The 19,731-nt window shown below is 60.0% G+C and carries 18 protein-coding genes; 6 read left to right on the top strand and 12 right to left on the bottom strand.

Annotated features, from left to right (window positions below):
* Positions 1–231 precede the first annotated feature (231 nt).
* From ACTG2J_RS19520 to ACTG2J_RS19495, 6 genes are all read right to left on the bottom strand, one after another.
* Positions 232–1,269 (bottom strand): acyltransferase, encoded by a 1,038-nt coding sequence (locus ACTG2J_RS19520; RefSeq protein WP_439997798.1) that lies wholly within the window; start codon positions 1,267–1,269, stop codon positions 232–234.
* A 223-nt stretch (positions 1,270–1,492) separates the two neighbouring features.
* Positions 1,493–2,404, bottom strand: coding sequence for a D-alanyl-D-alanine endopeptidase (pbpG, locus tag ACTG2J_RS19515; RefSeq protein WP_005336410.1), 912 nt, complete (start codon positions 2,402–2,404; stop codon positions 1,493–1,495).
* A 259-nt stretch (positions 2,405–2,663) separates the two neighbouring features.
* Positions 2,664–4,130 carry a glutamate/gamma-aminobutyrate family transporter YjeM gene (gene yjeM / locus ACTG2J_RS19510; RefSeq protein WP_439989206.1) on the bottom strand — a complete coding sequence of 489 codons (1,467 nt, stop codon included), beginning with the start codon at positions 4,128–4,130 and terminating at the stop codon, positions 2,664–2,666.
* Between the two features lie 435 nt (positions 4,131–4,565).
* Positions 4,566–5,444, bottom strand: a complete 879-nt coding sequence (locus ACTG2J_RS19505; protein ID WP_439989207.1) for an EamA family transporter — start codon at positions 5,442–5,444, stop codon at positions 4,566–4,568.
* Positions 5,445–5,477: 33 nt separating this feature from the next.
* Complete coding sequence (locus tag ACTG2J_RS19500) at positions 5,478–6,398, bottom strand: ABC transporter substrate-binding protein (protein ID WP_201990623.1); 921 nt, start codon at positions 6,396–6,398, stop codon at positions 5,478–5,480.
* Between the two features lie 120 nt (positions 6,399–6,518).
* Positions 6,519–7,607 carry a porin gene (locus ACTG2J_RS19495; RefSeq protein ID WP_113740242.1) on the bottom strand — a complete coding sequence of 363 codons (1,089 nt, stop codon included), beginning with the start codon at positions 7,605–7,607 and terminating at the stop codon, positions 6,519–6,521.
* 221 nt (positions 7,608–7,828) lie between these two features.
* On the opposite strand from ACTG2J_RS19495, the gene glpX reads away from it, so the two are divergent.
* Together glpX and ACTG2J_RS19485 are read left to right on the top strand one after the other, a co-directional pair.
* On the top strand, positions 7,829–8,839 hold the full coding sequence (gene glpX, locus ACTG2J_RS19490; protein ID WP_005336386.1) for a class II fructose-bisphosphatase: 1,011 nt from the start codon (positions 7,829–7,831) through the stop codon (positions 8,837–8,839).
* Positions 8,840–8,973: 134 nt separating this feature from the next.
* Positions 8,974–9,225, top strand: coding sequence for a YkgJ family cysteine cluster protein (locus tag ACTG2J_RS19485; RefSeq protein WP_182938413.1), 252 nt, complete (start codon positions 8,974–8,976; stop codon positions 9,223–9,225).
* A 70-nt stretch (positions 9,226–9,295) separates the two neighbouring features.
* Here ACTG2J_RS19485 and ACTG2J_RS19480 read toward each other — a convergent pair whose 3' ends face one another.
* The 4 genes from ACTG2J_RS19480 to hemC are packed head-to-tail and all read right to left on the bottom strand — an operon-like array spanning position 9,296 to position 13,176.
* Positions 9,296–10,459, bottom strand: a complete 1,164-nt coding sequence (locus ACTG2J_RS19480) for a heme biosynthesis HemY N-terminal domain-containing protein (RefSeq protein WP_113740243.1) — start codon at positions 10,457–10,459, stop codon at positions 9,296–9,298.
* Positions 10,460–10,469: 10 nt separating this feature from the next.
* The gene (locus ACTG2J_RS19475) at positions 10,470–11,519 is read right to left on the bottom strand and encodes a uroporphyrinogen-III C-methyltransferase (RefSeq protein ID WP_439997797.1); all 1,050 of its coding nucleotides are present in this window, start codon (positions 11,517–11,519) and stop codon (positions 10,470–10,472) included.
* Complete coding sequence (locus ACTG2J_RS19470) at positions 11,516–12,250, bottom strand: uroporphyrinogen-III synthase (RefSeq protein WP_439997796.1); 735 nt, start codon at positions 12,248–12,250, stop codon at positions 11,516–11,518. The genes ACTG2J_RS19475 and ACTG2J_RS19470 overlap by 4 nt, the downstream gene beginning before the upstream one ends.
* Entirely contained in the window at positions 12,247–13,176 is a 930-nt protein-coding gene (gene hemC, locus ACTG2J_RS19465) for a hydroxymethylbilane synthase (protein WP_139740585.1), read from the bottom strand. The genes ACTG2J_RS19470 and hemC overlap by 4 nt, the downstream gene beginning before the upstream one ends.
* Before the next feature lie 323 nt (positions 13,177–13,499).
* On the opposite strand from hemC, the gene ACTG2J_RS19460 reads away from it, so the two are divergent.
* Positions 13,500–16,019 (top strand): class I adenylate cyclase, encoded by a 2,520-nt coding sequence (locus tag ACTG2J_RS19460; protein ID WP_439997795.1) that lies wholly within the window; start codon positions 13,500–13,502, stop codon positions 16,017–16,019.
* Positions 16,020–16,083: 64 nt separating this feature from the next.
* Here ACTG2J_RS19460 and ACTG2J_RS19455 read toward each other — a convergent pair whose 3' ends face one another.
* Both ACTG2J_RS19455 and cyaY read right to left on the bottom strand, forming a co-directional pair.
* Positions 16,084–16,737, bottom strand: a complete 654-nt coding sequence (locus ACTG2J_RS19455; protein ID WP_439989209.1) for an alpha/beta hydrolase — start codon at positions 16,735–16,737, stop codon at positions 16,084–16,086.
* Positions 16,734–17,048, bottom strand: a complete 315-nt coding sequence (cyaY, locus tag ACTG2J_RS19450) for an iron donor protein CyaY (protein ID WP_069554181.1) — start codon at positions 17,046–17,048, stop codon at positions 16,734–16,736. The genes ACTG2J_RS19455 and cyaY overlap by 4 nt, the downstream gene beginning before the upstream one ends.
* 73 nt (positions 17,049–17,121) lie before the next feature.
* Here cyaY and lptM point away from each other — a divergent pair, with 73 nt between their 5' ends.
* The 3 genes from lptM (at position 17,122) to dapF (ending at position 19,674) form a co-directional block, all read left to right on the top strand.
* On the top strand, positions 17,122–17,298 hold the full coding sequence (gene lptM, locus ACTG2J_RS19445) for an LPS translocon maturation chaperone LptM (RefSeq protein ID WP_019444858.1): 177 nt from the start codon (positions 17,122–17,124) through the stop codon (positions 17,296–17,298).
* Between the two features lie 32 nt (positions 17,299–17,330).
* Entirely contained in the window at positions 17,331–18,581 is a 1,251-nt protein-coding gene (lysA, locus tag ACTG2J_RS19440; protein ID WP_064335261.1) for a diaminopimelate decarboxylase, read from the top strand.
* Positions 18,582–18,843: 262 nt separating this feature from the next.
* Positions 18,844–19,674: a diaminopimelate epimerase gene (gene dapF / locus ACTG2J_RS19435; protein ID WP_005336371.1), complete on the top strand. Its 831-nt coding sequence runs from the start codon at positions 18,844–18,846 to the stop codon at positions 19,672–19,674.
* Positions 19,675–19,731: the final 57 nt, after the last annotated feature.

Raw genomic sequence — 19,731 nt, 5'->3', positions numbered from 1 at the left:
TTAGCCTGACCCGCTTAAGCGGGATGCCAATGATATTGATTTTCATTTGTCTGGCAAGGTGAAAATGGAGGGGGCTTTGGGTGCGTGTTGTGTGGTCGGCAGAGCTCGGCTGAAAAGCAGAGCCATTACAGCAAACCGCGAGAACGAAGCGAGGGAAAAGGGCGTAGCGGAAGAAAAAGGTGCGAAATATGAAGCGATATCCGGCCCGATAGGACGGGCCGGATATCGGACTCAGCGAGTGCTCAGCAGTCGGCGGGTGAGGGGGATAGTCGCCAGCAGGCGATAGACCAGCAGAGACGATCCCAGCAGCAGCGGCACCTTGGCGATCTCCCACAGGATGGATGCGGCCTGCGGGCCAAACACGAAGAGCCAGACCACCAGCATCATGTGCAGGCAGTAGATCCCGAGCACTTTGGGGGCCTGACGTTCAAGCCAGCTGCCCTTGCCCCACTCGGGGTTGGCCAGCAGCAGTCCAAACAGGCCGAGAGCCCAGGGAAGGGAGCCGAGCAGGAAGTCGTGGCGGGTGAGCGGCACTGCGGCAAAGTGCTGCAGCGCCCAGGCTTCACAGCCATAGAGCACCACGCCCGCCAGCAGCAATTGCCAGCCGGTGCGGGCATCGGGCTGCCACTGACGCTGGCGCAGCAGGGCCCCGAGCGCCACAAACAGCAGGGAGAAGAAGGGGCCGTTACGGGTGAGCAGTGGCCACTCGGCGCCCAGCAGCGGCTTGGCATAGGAGCCCCCCAGCAGCGCCAGCAGGTAGAGGCCAAGACCCAGCCAGATGGCGAGTGATGGTCTGCCAAGCCGGTAACAGAGTGCCAGCAGGGCCACCGCCATGACCAGGGCTGGCAGGAACCAGAGGTGGATCATGCCGCCCACCAGCCAGCCATTGAGGGGGTCGCCGAGCTGGAATTGCCACTGCCCGCGCAGGGAGGCCAGATAGCCTTGCTGTACAGCATCCAGCGGATTGAACGGCACCAGCAGGTAGACCAGACTCCATACCAGCCAGAGCAGCAGCAAGGGGCGGCAGTAGCGCCAGGCAACGGTCAGCGGCGCTTCGTGGCTCAGTCTCGGTTGCAGAAAGTAACCGGCACAAAGGAAAAACAGCGGCACGGCAAAGCGGCATGACTGGTTGATGGTGCCGCTCAGCCAGAGCCAGGATCCACTTCCCCACAGGGTGGGATTGAAGGGATGGGCGAAGGGGGATACGTTAATGGTCATCACGGCCAGAATGGCCAGTACCCGCCCGCACTCGATACTGGAAATACGCATGGTGGCTCGTCGTTACAGGGGTTGTGATGGCACGCTAAAATTCTTACTGCTAGGTTACAACCAATTGATTCTATTAGTGTGAATCACACTGTTGAGTAGTTACGTTTTGTAACGGGATGGCGGAAGGTGTTACCTGTAGCGGGAACTAGATCCCATTTTTTGGGCGCGCTCATGCAGATAAAAAAAGCGAGGCAGGTGCCTCGCTTGGTTGGGGATCTCGATCTTACTGGTGAGTCAGCATGCTGCTCTGGTTGGCTGCAAGGGTGGTTCTGCCCGAGCTCTCCAGCCAGGTTTTGATCCGCTTGGCATCGGCGACCCGATCGTTGGTGGTCTCGGCATTGAGCAGCACCATGATCACCGGCTCACGATTGACCTTGGTGCCCAGCACCAGACAGCGGCCCGCTTCGCGGATATAGCCGGTCTTGGAGAGGGTGAACTCCCATTGCCCTTCGCGGATCAACCGGTTGGAGTTGAGGTAGTGCAGCTGACGCTTGTTGGTACGCACATAGCTCTGCTCGTCGGTGGAGTACTGGCGGATCAGCGGATAGGAGGCCGCTGCGGCGGCGAGTTTGGCGAGATCCTGCGCGGTGGAGACATTGCGCGGGTTGAGCCCTGTGCTGTCGGCGTAGCGGGTATTCCACATCCCCAGCATGCGGGCCTTGGCATTCATCGCCTCGACGAAGGCACGCTGGCCGCCGGGATAGTGGCGGGCCAGCGCCGAGGCGGCGCGGTTTTCAGAGGACATCAGGGCGATATGGAGCATTTCGGCGCGGCTGAGCCTGGAGCCGATGGCCAGGCGCGAGCCGGTTCCCTTGATGCGGTCGATGTCGGCATTGGTCACGGTGAGCATTTCGTTGAGGCGCAGGTTGGCATCCAGCACCACCAGCGCCGTCATCAGCTTGGTGAGTGAGGCGATGGGCATTACCCGGTTGCCGTTGCGCTCGGAGATCACCTCGCCGGTTCTGTGGTTGGCCACCACGAAAGCGGCCGAACTGAGGTTGGGCACATCCCGTCGCTCGAGAAAGCCGCTGCTGCTCTTGCTGCTGGCGGAAAAGGGGTTGGCATGGGCACTGTCCATAGTGGCCGGCAGCATTACTGCGCCAAGCAACAGGGGAAGGAGGGAACGCATCATCATGATCAGCTCTACCGGACGAAATACAGGGATATCTCGCTAAGTTATATGTCGTGAACTGGCGCTTCACAATCATTCTCACCTTGATATTGATAATTTACGGCGTTGAGCGTGCTTTGACGGCGAGGAGAGCGTAAAAGAGGTCTCCATGGAGTCTTTTTTTACATTGAAACTATGGGCTGGTCGTGATGGCGAGCGGAAGCCTGCGCTAAAAAAATCGGGACCAGAACGGTCCCGATTGGCATGCAGCATTGCTTGCCGTTTAGTGGGTATCTTCCTGCTTGATCTTGAAGCGCATGGCGATCACCACGAACAGCAGCGGGCCAATGATGGTCCAGACGCCGGTGGAGATATCGCCAGAGATAAAGGGGGCGACCACGGTAAAGACGTTGCCGAAGGCGACCAGGATCAGGCTGATGATGGTAGCCAGCAGCACCGAGCCCGAGCTCTTGAAGAAGATCAGGTCCTTGCCCAGCGCCGGGTTGTTGCGATAGCGATACCAGGCGTAGATGAGGAACATGTAGGGCAGGGTCATGCCGACGTTGGTCATGGTGATGATCAGCTCGTAGAGGGCGGCGGCCCCTTCCGGGTTGATCAGGGTAAAGATGGATTTGGCGGCAATGAACAGACAGACCACCCAGGCTTGCACCTTGAGGGCTTCAATGCGCACGCCATTCTCGTTCTCGCGCTGGAAACGCTCCGGCCAGAAGTAGCTCGGGGTGCCGGTGATGAACTGGCGCAGCGGCGCGTAGGAGAGGGCGATAAAGGCACCCAGATAGCTCAGGAACATGCCCAATCCGGCAAAGCGCATGAAGATCTGCCCCAACCACTCGCCACCGAGATGGCGCCCCAGCTCCAGCATGATGATGAAGAGGGCGGAGAGAGAGGTGATCCCCTCGGCCGGGAAGTCGCTCCAGCGCATGATGGAGCCGACCGCCAGAAAGCCGATGATGTAGCAGAGCACGATAAAGGCGCCGGAGAGGAAGATGCCGCGCTTGAGGTCGCGCTCCGGATCTTCCAGCTCGTCAGCCACCCCGGCCATCGCCTCGACCCCGCCGTAGGCGAAGATGGCGAACACCATAAAGCCGAGGAAGGGGATGATGTCGTTGAATGCGGCATTGGGAGAGGCTGCCAGTGATGCCTGGGTGAGGGGCTCCTGCAGTGTCATGCCGCTCACCGCGAAGGTGAAGACGCCACCGACCAGCAGCAACACGTTGAGTGCCACCACGGAGAGACCGCCGATGGCCGCCACTTTGGCGAAGCGGGCGCTACCCAGGGTGATGAGCTTGGTGACGGTGGCAACCAGCGCGATGGCGACCACACCCAGAATAAAGGGGCCAAAGTCGATGCCGGTACCCAGGGTGACCGGGATGACGGTGATGTCGCGGCCAAACAGCATGAAGGAGAGGGGCACCCACATAGAGAGCGCCTTGCCAAACATCCAGATGACGTAGGAGGCGAACCACATGGTCAGCCCGATAAAGGCGAATCGGGTCGAGACCGAGTGGCGCATCCAGGTAAAGATGCCGCCCGCCTCTTTGCGAAAACCGGTGCCGAATTCGATCATCATCAAAATGAACGGGATGAAGAAAAACAGACCGCCGATCACGAACATCGGAATGGCGGCATATCCCATTCGGTAAAAACCGATCCCGATATTAGTGACGCCAAATACCGATGTTAATATCATCAATATAAAGGCGCCCAACTTCAGCTTTTTTGCTGACATATTAAAAACTCCCTGATGGTGCTGGATTTAAAATAATCAAAAATTAAACGGACGAAACCGGACCCATTAATAACGCGGTAGCGCCATGCCATCCTGCTGTGGCGGGCGCGATCAGGTCATCTCTGACCGGGCTGGCTTACCCGTCAGGCGGTTAATGAATGTATGGGCGGAGCGGCATGGTCTGTGCCATGCGCGGTATTGGTCAGCGTTGCCGAAAATTAACTGTGAACGATTTTATCATTAATGCTGCTGGGCAGGTAAGTTTCCCGAATGAAGCTGTGGTTGAAATAAACAGACCTGCCAGTTAATTGATACGTTGCGGATGTAAACATTTACGCCCGGGCCGACACTTATTTTCATTATTGGTATTCGGCATATTTGGCGGAGTGAATTACGCCATCCTGCCTGATAAATACGCACCAATGGCGACAGCGCTTATCCTCCCAGCCGGGTCAGCAGCACGCCGCCGGTAATAATGGCCGCCGCCGTCAGCCGCATGCGCCCGAGCGGCTCTTTCAGCAGCCAGACAGAGAGCAGCATGGCAAACAGCACACTGCTTTCGCGCAGAGCCGCGACCACGCCAATGGGGGCTTGGGTCATGGCCCAGATAACAATCCCGTAAGCGAGCAGTGACATGGCACCTCCTGCAATTCCCGCCATCGCATGGCGACGGATCTGGCGCCATGCGTTGCGTTTCTGGTGGACGAGCAACACCAGCAGCATCGCCAACCCGGTACAGGCAAAGAGCCAGAGGGTGTAGCGTACCGGTTCACCCCCTGCGCGGGCGCCGGCTCCATCCGAGAGGGTATAGGTCGCCGTGAACATGGCCGTGATCAGTGCTGCCCGAACCGCTTTGCTGTCAAGGCGCTGCTGCCCGCCTCGCCAGGCCATCAGCAAGACCCCCATGATCAGCACGCAGGCGCCGATGATGCCGCCGTAACCGGGGTAGTCCCCCAGCAGCAGGGCACTTAACACCATGGCAAGCAGCGGGGCACTGCCACGGGCCAGCGGATAGATCTGGCCAAAATCGCCCTGATTGTAGGCATGGCTGAGAAACAGGCAGTAACCGATATGGAGCAGGACTGAGAGGCCGAGCCAGGGCAGCTCGGCAGCAGAGGGAAGCCCCATGGGCAGCAGCGCCACGGCGGCGATAAGCCCTGAGAAGATCGCCACCAGTGACACGCCCACCAGCCGCTCTTCGCCAATCTTGACCAGCGCATTCCAGCTGGCGTGAAGCAGGGCTGCCAGCAGAACGGCAAAAAAGACGGTGGTACTCATGGGAAAGGGCTCTCGGGCGATGGGGGTCAACAGCATACCCGCCCGGAGCCTGATTGGCCGAGATCTTTATCAAGGCTTCGGCTTTTCGGGGCTCGCCTCCTGCGTGGTGGCGTTACCCAGTTGCCCCAGCACCAGTTTGGGATGGGGGTCGGTCTGCAGCGGAATATCCTGCAACTCTGTTCCCTGCTGATGGCGATGGATGATCCCGGCGGCCATCTTGCCCAGCGCCTCGTAGCTGCTGATGGTGCCAACGCTGCAGCCGTGTTCGACGAACAGCTCGGCACTGCAGATGGTAGGGATGGCAGCTTCGTTGAGCGCATTCAGCAGGCGGGGGGCGATGGAGAGCAGATAGCTGTCTGCGGCCAGAAAGACGATGTCGTTTTTGGCATCCTGTTGCAGCCGCTTCAGTTCGTTGTCCAGCCGCCGTGGGTCAGGGGCCATTCGCCAGGTGACCATCTGCCACTGATAGCGTTTCGCTTCATTGAGCAGCATATCGGCCACCAGCAGGGTGTTCTGCTCACGGGGGTTGAAGGGTAGCAGCAGCCGTTTTCCGGTGGCCAGATGCTCGCTGGCGTTGGCCAGTTGCAGTGCCATCGGCACCATGTTGCTTACCCCGGCCACCATGCTGTTCTGGGCTTTATCTTCCGAGAGGATATCTGCCCCGACCGGATCGGAGACCACATTGAAAATCAGAGGTTTGCGGTTGGCCACCAGACTCTTGGTCATGGTGGTGGCGGTGGTGCCAAAGGTGTAGATGTAGTCGTATTCGGCCAGTTTCGGCAGCATCTGCTGGCGCAGCATGGTTGCCAGCGCCGTACGATCCTGAGCGGCGTTATAGGTGGTGATGGTGGCCTGATAGCCAAGGCGGGTCAGCTCTGCCCGAAAGCCCGCTTCGGCTGAGGTTTCACCGCGCCACAGCACCATGGCGATAGAGAGGGCGTGAGCGGGAAGAGCCAGCAGCAACAGCAGGACGAAAGGCAGCCTGACCATGATCATCTCTCCGGCGATACATCTACTATTGAGCCTAGGCCACTTTCTCCGGTCGTGAGTGACGCCCAGCAAAAAGCGCGATGGCAAGCCATCGCGCTTTGGGGACCCGCAAAACCGTGATTAGAAGTCGTAGCGGGCAGCCAGCTGGAAGTCATCCTTGTTGGCAGTCGCTTTGCCGGCAACGCTGTCCAGATTGTTGATGCGGTACTCGCCAATCACCCGCAGGTTCTTGTTGAATTTGTACTGGGCACCCAGGGTGTAGTAGTCAATGGCATCGGTTTTCTTGCCGCCAGTGACTTCCTGCTCCTGTTTGTTCCACAGGGCCATCAGACCGAAGCCGTTTTCGAAGTTGTAGCCCAGCGCGGCTTCCCAGCCGGTATGGTCGGTGCCACTTTGGACAAAGTCAGAGCCATCGGCATAGCTCAGAGCCGCATAGGCCGCCTTGTTGTCGAACTTGGCAGAGATCAGCCACAGTTTGGCGTCTTCGGTATTCTTTTCCTGACGTTGGCCAACGTTGTAGGCGGTACCCAAAGACAGATTGAACGGGAAAGTGTAAGCCACGGCTGCACCATAGGCTGGGTCAGCTGCGGAGGTCTTGTTGCTGCTTTTGTCTTCTTCTTGGCCACCATCAAATTTGTAGCTGGCATCAAACTGGAAGCCGTTGAACAGGCCGGAATACTTCAACACGGAACCAGCGCGGTTGGTGGCGAAGGTGTCAGTCTTGGCGCCCAGCGCTTCGTTGCCGTAGCCGTCGGAGAGGGAGACATCAGTCCAGTCGGCCAGGAAGCCCGGGGCCCCTTTCTGGCGACCGAAGGTCACGGTGCCCCAGTCAGCGCCGACACCGGCAAAGGCCAGACGGGTGCGCAGGTTGTCTGTGCTTCCATCTTTACCCAAGGTCTTTTCGCTGTCGTTGATATACATCTGCACTTCGTACTGGGCCAGCGCCTTCAGGCCGTTCTGGATCTGGGTCTCGGCCTTGGCGCCGAAGCGGACAAACTGGTTGGCCCCTTGCTTGGCGCTGTAATCCTTGGTGCCATTGATAGTATTCGGGTTTGTTGTATCGACCCCTTCCTTCTTGTCACCGAAGAATTGACCGGCGTAGATACGGCCATAGAGATCCAGCATGGAGGTGTCATTTTTGTACACTTCAACGGCTTGAGCCTGGAAGGCTGCGGTGAGAGCCAGTGCCACTACAGTCAGCTTTTTCATCTTAATCCCTTGTGGTGTTGCAAGCTTTTGTTTTGAAAACGGGGTCATGCTAGGCAGCGGGGATGACAGCGGGGTGACAGTTGGATGAAGAGTCGATGGCAATTGGGTTGCAATTGGATGAATTGGCTACATTCTTGCTCGCAGCGGCTACTTTTGTGCGCAAAGGTTTGCCCTTGTGGTAGAATGCCGCCCGTTTTCGAGCTCCATAGGTTGGATATGCGATGAGACGTGAACTGGCAATCGAGTTTTCCCGAGTGACGGAAGCGGCTGCACTGGCTGGCTACAAGTGGCTCGGACGTGGTGACAAGAATATCGCTGATGGGGCGGCCGTAGCGGCCATGCGCCACATTCTCAACCAGATCGAGATCGATGGTGAGATTGTGATCGGCGAAGGTGAAATTGATGAAGCGCCGATGCTCTATATCGGCGAGAAGGTCGGTACCGGACACGGCGACGCGGTGGATATCGCGGTCGATCCCATCGAGGGTACCCGCATGACCGCCATGGGGCAGGCCAACGCGCTGGCGGTGCTGGCGGTGGGCGACAAGGGTTCTTTCCTGAAAGCGCCTGACATGTACATGGAAAAGCTGATCGTCGGGCCCAAGGCCAAAGGCGCCATCGACCTGGATCAGGCTCTCGAGCTGAACCTGAAGTCCGTGGCCAAGGCGCTGGGCAAGCCGCTCTCCCGTCTGACCGTCATTACCCTGGCCAAGCCGCGTCATGACAAGGCAATCAAGGAGATGCAGGGTTTGGGCGTGCGGGTGTTCGCCATTCCTGATGGTGACGTTGCCGCCTCCATCCTCACCTGTCTGCCGGACAGCGAAGTCGACATGCTGTATGGCATCGGCGGCGCACCGGAAGGGGTGATCTCCGCGGCGGTGATCCGCGCGTTGGATGGCGACATGCAGGCCCGTCTGGTGCCGCGTCACCGCGTCAAAGGCGACAGCCCGGAAGTGCGTGCGCTGGGCGAGCAGGAAATTGCCCGCTGCGAAGCGCTGGGCATCGATGTCAACAAGGTGCTCAAGCTGGAAGACATGGCGAAGAATGACAACGTCATCTTCTCCGCTACCGGCATCACCAAGGGTGATCTGCTGGATGGCATCACCAGCGATGGCGTGATGGCGACCACCGAGACTCTGTTGATCCGTGGTAAATCCCGTACCATTCGTCGTATCAAGTCGATCCATTACCTGGAACGCAAAGACAGCGTGGTACGCGATATCATCCTGTGATGATGGCTCGCTGAACCGGCTGTGTTGTCTGAAGCCCGATCGCCCGTGCGGTCGGGCTTTTTGTTGTGTGCCAGCTACGTTTGTGCCGCCGCTTCGGCTATGGTGGCTCAGACCATCCCAAAGGAGTGGAGTCTATGGAGTGTCGTAGCGGCTGCGCTGCCTGCTGCATCGCCCCCAGTATCAGCAGTGCCATTCCCGGTATGCCAGATGGCAAACCGGCTGGCATCCCCTGTATCCAGCTCGATAGCGCCCTTGGCTGCAAGATCTTCGGTCAACCGGAGCGGCCGGCGGTGTGCGGCGGTTTTCGCCCCATGATGGATGTGTGCGGCAGCCACCGTGCCGAGGCTATCTGGCTGATCGGCGAGCTGGAGCGGCTCACCACCTGACGAGGGCAGGGCGAAGAGATAAAAAAAGAGGCCGCATCATGCGGCCTCTCGCGTTTCTGTTTGCCGGGGATCAGACTCCCGCCAGTTCCAGTGCCTGACGATAGTACTCGTTGGCCTTGTTGGTGAGGCGGCGTTTGTCCATCAGCTGGCCGAGAGCGTGATAGGCGGCGGCGCTCGGCGCCCGCTCCACCTCCTGCTCCAGCAGCTTCTGGGCATCGTCCAGCTGACCGGCCAGCAGATAGAGCTGGGCCAGTGCGGTGTCCACCTCCGGTTGCCCCTGCTGTTTTTGCAGCAGCGTCAGCAGCGGCTGGTAGCTGTCGAGTTTCAGCTTGGGCAGGCGAGCCAGCAGCTGCGGCATCGGCTGTTTGCGCAGCGCTTCCTGCCACAGGGTGGCGGCTTCGCCGTCGGCACCCAGCTGGCGCAGCAGATCGCCGTAGCAGGCCAGTAGTTCTGGCTCGAGGCGCAGCTTGCGCGGCAGATCCTGCCATACCGCCTTGAGGGTCTCGAGGCTGCTGGCAGCCTGTTGCAGACGACCACACCAGGCCTGTTGCAGCAGATCTTCTTCCTGTTTCGGGGTCAGCTTGCCCACCTTGTGCAGGCTGGGGATAAGGTCGCACAGAGCGCTCCAGTCCTGACGGGCCAGATGCACCTGGCGCAGCTGATCCAGCACCATGGGGTGGCGCGGGTTGAGGGCGTAGACTGACTCCAGCATCGCCAGCGCGGTATCGTACTGGCCCTGCTCGATCTGCAGCTGGGTCTGGGTCAGGGTCAGCGCCAGCTCGGCCTTGGGGTTCTCCTCCTGCGCTTTTTGCAGGTATTGATCCCTGCGGGCGTCGTCACCACGGGCCTGTGCCGCCTTGGCGGCGCTCAGGTAGTTGAGCAGCGGGGTGTCGCTGTTGCTGGCCCCCTTGATCATCAGTTTTTCAGCCTGACTGTAGTGCCCTTCGGCCATTGCCAGGGTGGCGGCGACGGTCTGTTGATTGGCCTTGCGGCGGCGGCGCGAGCCGTACCAGCCGAGGGTCTTGCGGCGCAGGCCGAATACCCGACCCAGCAGCCACTCGACGATCAGCAGGGCGCCGTAGAACAGCACGGCCAGGATCACCGCGCTGGTTACGGAAGATTCGATGGTGTAATTGCCAAGGGCAATCAGCACATAGCCCTTGTTACCGGAGGCTTGCGGGCCAAAGATCAGCCCTGCGACCATCACGGCGACCAGAATGATTATACGGATCATGGCGCCCTCCTCAGCTGCTGGCCAGAATGCGTTGCAGGCGTTCGGTCAGCACCTGCTCCAGTATCGCCTGGGTCTTGAACTGGGCCGGATAGTCGATCTGGATCTGCTCACCCTTGAGCTTGTCGATCTCGCCCTGCATGTAGCGGGTGGCGCTGTTGTCGGTGTCGAAATACTGGGTCAGCCAGCGCTGGGCCTTGTCCAGGCTGTCTTCGTAGAGTGCCTGCTGCTCGCGATAGACGGAGAGCTGGGCCTGCAACAGCTTGGTTTTGAGGTTTTCACGCAGGAAGATCTCCTGCTGCGGCGAGAGCAGCGCCTCGACCGCGCCATCGCGGCGACGGATGGTGATGAAGTTCTCGGTGAACTTGACCCAGTTTTTCTTCAGGTTGCTCTCCCACTCGTCGGGATTGGTGCTGACCGCCTGATCCGGCTCGGCCTTGGCTTCCGGCATGCTGACGGTGGAGAGAGGCAGTAGCTCGATCTGGTCGGACAGCGCAGCTAGCTTGAGGGTCAGCCCCTCGCGGTCGATGCGCGGCATCCCCTTGAGCTTGGCGATATCCTCGGCCAGTGCCTTGCGGATCGGCATCAGGCTGGGGTCGTTGAGGGCGGCGATCCGCTCGTCAGCGTTGCCGAGCAGGGTGATGGCGGAGACAAGGTCATGTTCCAGCCACAGTTTGCGGCCCGCCATCCGTACCAGATACTCGGATTCGGCCAACATCCAGTCGTTGGGGCGCTTGTCGTTGAGATCCAGTACCCGGTTCTGCAACCCCTGCATCTCGCCCTGCAGTCGTTGCTGGGTTTGATCCAGCGTGGCCAGCTGCTCGGCATCCTTGCTGCTGGTCTGGTCGATCTTGCTCAGGGCGCTCGCCAGCTGTTGCTTGAGCTGGGCCAGTTCGGCCTGTTGGGCCACGGCGTTCTTGTGACCGTGCAGATAGAGACCGCCGGTCAGGCCAAGGGCCAGCAGGATGGCGACCCCTCCCAGTACGGCACCGGAGCGGCTCTTGCTGCCATTGACCACAGCGGTCGGCTGGGGTTTGACCTGGGATTCTTGTTGTTCTGTCATTCCATCTTCCTCAGTTCCAGTGCGGCCGTCAGGGCCCGGTTGGATGCACCTTGGGCAATCGTGATATGGATAAAGCCCGCTGCGCTGGCCATCTCGGCCACGCGCGGGCTGGGGACCACCAGCAGGCGGTCAAAAAGCCAGGGCCGCTGGTGGTCGGGAACCAGTTCCAGCAGCCGTTGCAGCAGTTCACCACTGGTAATGAGCAGGCTGTCCAGCCCCGCTGCCTGCCAGTGGTGGGTTAATGTGTCCCCGTCCAGCTCGGGGTAGTGGCGTTCATAGGCCGCACAATAGTGCACCAGAGCACCGCGTGAGGCCAGCGTGCTGGCGATGAGATCCCGCCCGCCATTGCCGCGCAGGATCAGCACCCGTTTGCCTGCTACCTGCTGCAGGGCGGGCAGGGCCAGCAGCCCTTCGCTGCGCGGGTCATCCGGGCAGCTTGCCGTGATGCCGATGGCTGCAAACGCATCTGCGCTGGCCTGACCCACCGCAAAGTACTCAATATGTGGCCAGGTCTGACCAGTTTGCAACAGAAAATCGTGTGCAAAATGAACGGCATGGATGCTGACGGCGATAACCACGTCGGCACTGCGCAGCAGGTCGGGCAGGAGAGGGAGTTCGCTGCCCGCCACGGTTTCCAGCAGCGAGCAGCAGAGTGGTGCATGGCCGTGCTGGTGCAGCAACTGCACCAGCTCGGCGGCCTGGGCGGCCGGACGCACCACCAGCGGGGTCATGCGCGGTAGACCTCGGCCAGGATCTCGTCGGCACCGGCGGCCAGCAGGCGCTGGGCCAACTGCTCGCCGAGGGCCTCACCATCGGCCAGCGGACCGCGGATCTCGTCGCGGATCACCTGGCTGCCATCCGGGCTACCCACCAGACCACGCAGCCAGATCTGCTCGCCTTCGACCAGTGCGTAGGCTCCGATAGGCACCTGACATCCCCCTTGCAGGGCGCGATTCATGGCGCGCTCGGTCAGCACCCGGGCGCGGGTCTCGGCGTGCTCCAGCGGCGCCAGCAGGGCGTGTAGCTCAACATCGTCGAGGCGGCATTCGATGCCGACAGCCCCCTGACCGTTGGCCGGCAGGCTCTGCTCCGGCTCGATAAAGGCGGTGATGCGGTGCGCCATCTCCAGTCGTTTCAGACCGGCGGCGGCGAGGATGATGGCGTCGTACTCACCGGCATCCAGCTTGGCGAGGCGGGTGTTGACGTTGCCACGCAGGTCGCGGATCACCAGATCCGGGCGGGCGGCGCGCAGCTGGCACTGGCGGCGCAGGCTGGAGGTGCCGACCACGGCCCCTTGCGGCAGTTCGGCAATGGCCTTGAAACGGTTGGAAACGAAGGCATCGCGGGGATCTTCCCGTTCGCAGATGGTGTGCAGACCGAGCCCCTCGGGGAACTCCACCGGCACGTCTTTCATGGAGTGAACGGCGATATCGGCCCGTCCTTCCAGCATGGCGGTCTCCAGCTCCTTGACGAACAATCCCTTGCCGCCCACTTTGGCCAGCGGGGTATCGAGGATCTTGTCACCCTGAGTGCTCATGGGCACCAGTTCGACCTGCAACTGCGGGTGCAGGGCTTCGAGCCGGTCTTTGACAAAGTTGGCCTGCCACAGGGCCAGCGGGCTCTTGCGAGTGGCAATTTTCAGGGTTCGGGCTGCCATATCAATCAGTTGTTTCATTTTTAGAAGGAAATCGATATTACCACCCTTTGCCCGGGCTTTCATGGCGGAGCCGGCAAAAGCGGGGCCAAGCTCAAAAATGCATGCTGAAAATGATTTTCATTAAGCAAGCGGTGTTGATTAATTCATTGAATGTATTGGAATTTAATGATTTCCCCTGATACTTGATGTGGTCATACCAGAAATAATCTGACGTTTAGCTGAAGGCTTGTTTACCACCGCTGTTTGCATTGTTAACATGATCACACTTTTTTGACGTATCCCCCTTTTGGTGCGTCATTTTCACTTAGGTGATAGGCAGGGCATTGCAGGAACACATCGATACGCTGGTTGCGCGTTATGACGACATTACCCGTCTCAAGACGCAACGGGCGTTAGGCCTCATGAGTCGCTATGGGCAGCAGGTATTCCAACTGCTGCCTGTCATGCTGCACTTTAATCATCCCCTGCTGCCCGGTTATGTCTCCGGTGATGTCCCTCATGGCATCTGGAGCTTCAGCGCCACCGCCGAGCAGCAAGCCTTTATCGATGACCTCTGCCGCAATGCCAACTGCCAGAGTGGTCTGGCCACCCATGATCGGGCCATTCAGGGGCTCTACTCCATGGGCAGCACCTCCTCCATCGGTCAATGCTGTCACTCCGATCTCGATATCTGGGTCTGCCACGTGGCCGGTTTGTCGCAGGAGCGGCTCGATCTGCTGGAGCTGAAATGCCAGCAACTCTCCAAGTGGGCCGAACAGCGCGGGGTCGATCTCAACTTCTTCCTGATCCCGGAAGACAAGTTCCGCCAGACCAACGATGCCCAGATGCAGGGGGAGAGCTGCGGCAGTGCCCAGCACCTGCTGCTGCTCGACGAGTTCTACCGCAGTGCCATGCGTATCGCGGGCAAACGCTTGATCTGGTATCTGGTACCCACCGAGTGTGATGATCACTACGATGCGTATGTGAACGAGCTGTTCGAGAGCGGCAAGCTCAAGCAGGACGACTGGCTCGATCTCGGCAGTTTTGACCGTATTCCGGCTGAAGAGTATTTCGGCTCCGCCCTGTGGCAGCTCTACAAGGGGATCGACTCCCCTTACAAGGCGGTGCTCAAGTCGGTGCTGATGGAAGCCTACTCCCACGAGTATCCCAACACCCGCCTGCTGTCGATGATTGGTCGCGACTGGTTCCAGCACAATGAGGGGATGCACTACCGGCTCGACAACTACTGTCTGATGCTGGACAAGGTGACCAACTACCTGAAGTCCATCGGCGACATGGCGCGGCTCGATCTGGTGCGCCGCTGCTTCTACCTCAAGGTGTGCGACGGTCTCAGCCATCCCAAGGATGATCACTCCCCCGAGTGGCGTCGCGAGCAGATCAGCCAGCTGGTCTCCTACTGGGGCTGGAGTCAGGACAAGCTCTATCAGCTCGATCATCGCCACGAGTGGAAGATCGAAGAGGTGAAGATCGCTCACGCCGAGCTGCTGGAAGCCCTGATGCAGAGCTACCGCAACCTGATCCAGTTCGCTCGCCGCAACAACATCAGCGAGTCGATCAACCCGGAAGATATCGGCATTCTGTCGCGCAAACTCTACGCCGCGTTCGAGAGCCTGCCGGGCAAGGTGCAGCGCATCAACCTCAAGATCGCGCCGGATCTCAGCGAGCCGGATCTCAGCTTCGTGCAGGTGCCCCACGGTCGCCTCAATCGCGCCGGCTGGTATCTCTACAAACATTCGCTGGAGCCGGTGGATATCATTGGCCGCGCGCCGCTGGAGTTCAACGGTTACATCAGCAAGCTGGTCTCCTGGGCCTACTTCAACGATCTGTTGACGCCCCAGTCGCGGGTGCACCTGTTTAATCAGGGCTCGGATCTGCACATCGACAATCTGCACCAGTTCTGCCGCGATCTCTCCGGCTGCTTCCCCGAGAAGTACCCGCTGGCCACCAACCTGGCCCTCAGTCGGCCGTGCGAGATCCGTCAGCTCTCCATCTTCCTCAATCTGGAGATGGACCCGACCAGTCACTGGGTCGGTCAGGTGATCGAATTTGACGCCAATACCGTGGATGTCTTCTCGTTCGGCCGCAATCAGGAGTGTCTGGTCGGTTCGGTGGATCTGGTCTATCGCAACTCCTGGAGCGAGATCCGCACTCTGCACTTCCAGGGGGATGAAGCCGTGGTTGATGCCCTCACCACCATCCTCGGCAAGATGCATCAGGATGCTGCCGCCCCCGAGATGATCGAGGTGTTCTGCTACAGCCAGCACTTCCGCTCTCTGGTGCGCTCCCGCTTCCAGACCCTGGTGGCGGAGTGTATCGACCTGCGCCTTGCCCGCGACAAGCAGCAGCTGGTCAAGACCATGGCCCTTGGCCGCGAGAAGTACGGCATCTTCTTCGAGCGGCGCGGGGTGTCGGTGAAGAAGCTGGAAAACGCCATCGATTTTTACCGCCACATCTCCCACAACAAGCTGGATCACCTGCCGCTGCGGCTCGACAAGACCCACAGCCAGCATCTGCCGAGCATCGTCGATGCCTACGCCAGCGAAGGATTGGTGCAGTTCTTCTTCGATACCCGGGATGCGGGCACCAACATCTATATCCTCGATGAGGCGAACCGGGTGGAGATCTACCAGCACTTTGCCGGCAACAAGGATGAGCTGGTGGCGGGGGTCAACCGCTTCTACACCTCCAATCACGAACGGTTCAGCGATGATGGGCAGTTTATCAACTTCAACCTGCCCCAGTACTACGAGATAGTACAAGTGAATGGCGAGCTGGATGTGATCCCCTATCGCAGTCAGGGCACTCTGCGCGAACAGGTGCCGCCCGCTCGGGAAGTGGGCTGACCCGCCAGTTGGAATCGTCATAAAAAACGGCCTGCAGATGCAGGCCGTTTGCTTTTGCGGTTGCTCAGGCGCCGAGGCGGGCCAGCAGCCAGTTGCGAATGTCGCCGAGCTGAGGACGGCAGATCTCGTGACGCATCGGGTACTCGTGCCACTCGGGGGCGAGTCCGGCGCTTTCCAGCAGGTTCTTGGCATCCCAACCGAGCGACAGGCTCACCACATCGTCATAGATGCCGTGCATGTAGCAGATGGGCAGGGTGCGAGCGGCCTCGCTCATCTCGCCGAGCAATTTGTCGGGGGCGGCCAGATAGGTGGACATGCAGAGCAGGCCCGCCAGCTGTGCCTGATAGCGCAGCGCGGTGAAGGAGGCAATCACCCCGCCCTGAGAGAAGCCTGCCAGCACGATATGCTCGGGGGCAAACCCGTCGGCCACCAGCTGATCGAGCAATGCGGCAATCTGGTCGGCCGATTCCCGCACATGGGACTCCACGGCACGCTCGGCGGGATCCTCGAAGCTCTTTATGTCGTACCAGCCGCGCATCTTGTAGCCCATGTTGATGGTGATGGGGCGCTCGGGGGCATCCGGTAGCAGGTGACGCACCGGTAGCTCGGCGGGCAGGTCCAGCGCGTCCACCAGCGGGGCGAGACCAGCGCCGGAATCACCCAGCCCGTGTAGCCAGATCACCGCATGACGGGCGCCCTGCGGGTGCTGGTCAATCATGGGAACACCACCTCTTCACCCGCCTGGGCGGTGCAGGATTGGCTCAGCAGCGCCTTGAGCTCGTGGCCGAAGCGGTTGTCGATCCAGGTGTCACCCTGCAGTTCGAAGTGGAAGCCGTTCTCGCGGGTGGCGACCCAAATCTGGTGCAGCGGCTCCTGCTTGTTGATGATGACCTTGGTCTTGTTCTCGAAAGAGAGGGTCAATACGCCGCCGTTGCGTTCGCAGTCGATATCCGGATACCCCTCGTCGAGAGTGTCTTCCACATATTGGAAAAAGGCGTCGGTCAGGGCGTGATACTCGTGATCCTTCATCGGTTTATCCTGTTGCTTTTAACAATGTGAGTGCGATTATAGAGGGCCAAAAATTTTTTCGCAGCGAACCATTATGATCACCCAGTTCACCAAGTGTCTGCTTGCCACTCTTCTGTCCCTCGGGTTGGCCGCGTGCGGTCTGAAGGGGCCGCTCTATATGCCGCCCCCCGAGCAGCCACAGAGCCAGAGTACACCGCAAGCAGCACCGCCTGCGACCACTGAGGCTGCCACCGAGGCCGCGCCGCACTAATGCCGCACCCATTCTAGGAAGGAACCGCCCCCTTGGATCACTTTAACTACGACGCCGACGGCCAGCTTCAGGCCGAGCAAACCTCGCTGCAACAGCTTGCCGAGCAGTACGGTACCCCGCTTTACGTCTACTCCCGTGCGACCCTAGAGCGCCACTGGCACGCCTTCGACAAGGCCGCTGGCGATATTCCCCATCTAATCTGCTATGCGGTGAAGGCCAACTCCAACCTGGCGTTGCTCAACCTGCTGGCCCGACTGGGCTCGGGGTTTGACATCGTCTCCGGTGGCGAGCTGTCGCGGGTACTGGCGGCGGGCGGTGATCCGGCCAAGGTGGTCTTCTCCGGCGTGGCCAAGAGCGAAGCGGAGATGCGCCTTGCGCTGGATAAAGAGATCCTCTGTTTCAATCTGGAGTCGGAAGCAGAGCTGGAGCGTCTCAATCGGGTGGCGGGCAGCATGGGCAAAAAGGCTCGCGTCTCGGTGCGGGTCAATCCGGATATCGATGCCGGTACCCACCCCTATATCTCCACCGGCCTCAAGCAGAACAAGTTCGGCATTCCCATCGAGCTGGCGCCAGCCATCTATCGCAAGGCGGCCGCGATGGCGAACATCGAGATCGTCGGGGTGGATTGCCATATCGGCTCGCAACTCACTGAATTGAATCCCTTTATGGAGGCGGCTGACAAGCTGCTGCGGCTGATCGACGGTCTGGCGGCGGAAGGCATTCATATCCATCATCTGGACGTGGGGGGTGGCCTTGGGGTCAACTATGGTTCCGAGCAGCCACCCCATCCGACCGAGTATGCCGAAGCGCTCAAGCAGAAGCTGGCGGGCCGGGATCTGACCCTGCTGTTCGAGCCGGGCCGCGCCATCGTCGCCAATGCCGGCGTGCTGCTGACCCGGGTTGAGTATCTGAAACCGGGCGAGACCCGCAACTTCGCGCTGATCGATGCCGGCATGAACGACATGCTGCGTCCTTCGCTCTACGGCGCCTGGATGAACATCATCGAGGTGGATAGCCGTGCCGGTCATGCTCCCGCGCTCTATGACGTGGTGGGCCCGGTGTGCGAGACCGGCGACTTCCTCGGCAAGGAGCGCACCCTGGCCATTGCCGAGGGCTCCCTGCTGGCGGTGCGTTCGGCCGGAGCCTACGGCTTTACCATGTCATCCAACTACAACACCCGTCCCCGTGCCGCCGAAGTGCTGGTGGATGGTGCCGAGGCGCACCTGATCCGCGAGCGTGAGCAGTTGGCCGATCTCTGGCGCGGTGAGCACCTGCTGCCCTGATGCAGTAGATAGAGATGACAGAATTTTACAGCCCTGACAGCACAGGAGTGCGCGATGTGTACAGATTGTTCCAGGATGCTTGGGGCTGTGGCCAATGACTTCATAGTGGTTGATGGTGAGTATTTACAGCCCTAACAGCACAGGAATGCACGATGTTGACAGATTGTTCCAAGATGCATGGGGCTTTGGACAACGACTTCATGGTGTTTAGCGACCCTTGGTTCGGTGAATTTTTACAGCCCTAACAGCACAGGAATGCACGATGTTGATAGATTTTTCCAAGATGCATGGCTTGGGCAACGACTTCATGGTGGTGGATGGCGTCACCCAGAAGGTATTTTTCAGCAATGACGTCATCAAGAAGCTGGCAGATCGCCACTTCGGGATCGGCTTTGACCAGCTGCTGCTGGTGGAGCCGCCCTATGACCCTGAACTCGACTTTCACTATCGCATTTTCAATGCCGATGGCAGCGAGGTGGAGCAGTGCGGCAACGGTGCCCGCTGTTTTGCCCGTTTCGTGCGTCTCAAGGGGCTGATCAATCGGGATCGCATCGCGGTCAGTACCGCCCGGGGTCGCATCGTGTTGCAGCTGGAGGGGGAGAATCAGGTCACGGTCAACATGGGTGTTCCCCAGTTTGAGCCGGGCAAGATCCCGTTCCGGGCCCAGAAGGCAGAGAAAACCTATCTGTTGCGGGCGCAGGAGCATACCGTGATGTGTGGCGTGGTCTCCATGGGCAATCCCCACTGCGTCATCGAAGTGCCTTCGGTCGCCGATGCGCCGGTCGAGACGCTCGGTGCCATCATGGAGCGCCACGAGCGTTTTCCCGAGCGGGTCAACGTCGGCTTCATGGAGATGGTCAATGCTACCGAGATCAAACTGCGTGTATTCGAGCGGGGCTGTGGCGAGACCCTGGCCTGCGGCACCGGTGCCTGTGCGGCGGCGGTGATTGGCATCAGTCAGGGCAAGCTCAAGGAGCGGGTCACCGTCAGCCTGCCGGGCGGCAAGCTGACCATCGCCTGGAAGGGGCCGGGCCAGCCGGTCTATATGACAGGCCCCGCCGAGCATGTGTTTGACGGCCAGATAGAGGTTTAGCCGATAAAGGTTCAGGTACGGGGGGCGTTGGCCCCCTTTGCCCATGATGTCGGGGCA

Source organism: Aeromonas sp. 6P, from assembly GCF_051919525.1.
GTDB classification, from domain to species: domain Bacteria; phylum Pseudomonadota; class Gammaproteobacteria; order Enterobacterales; family Aeromonadaceae; genus Aeromonas; species Aeromonas veronii.
The sequence above is the reverse complement of the archived record's forward strand: the minus strand, read 5'-3'. Positions and strand labels throughout refer to the sequence as shown.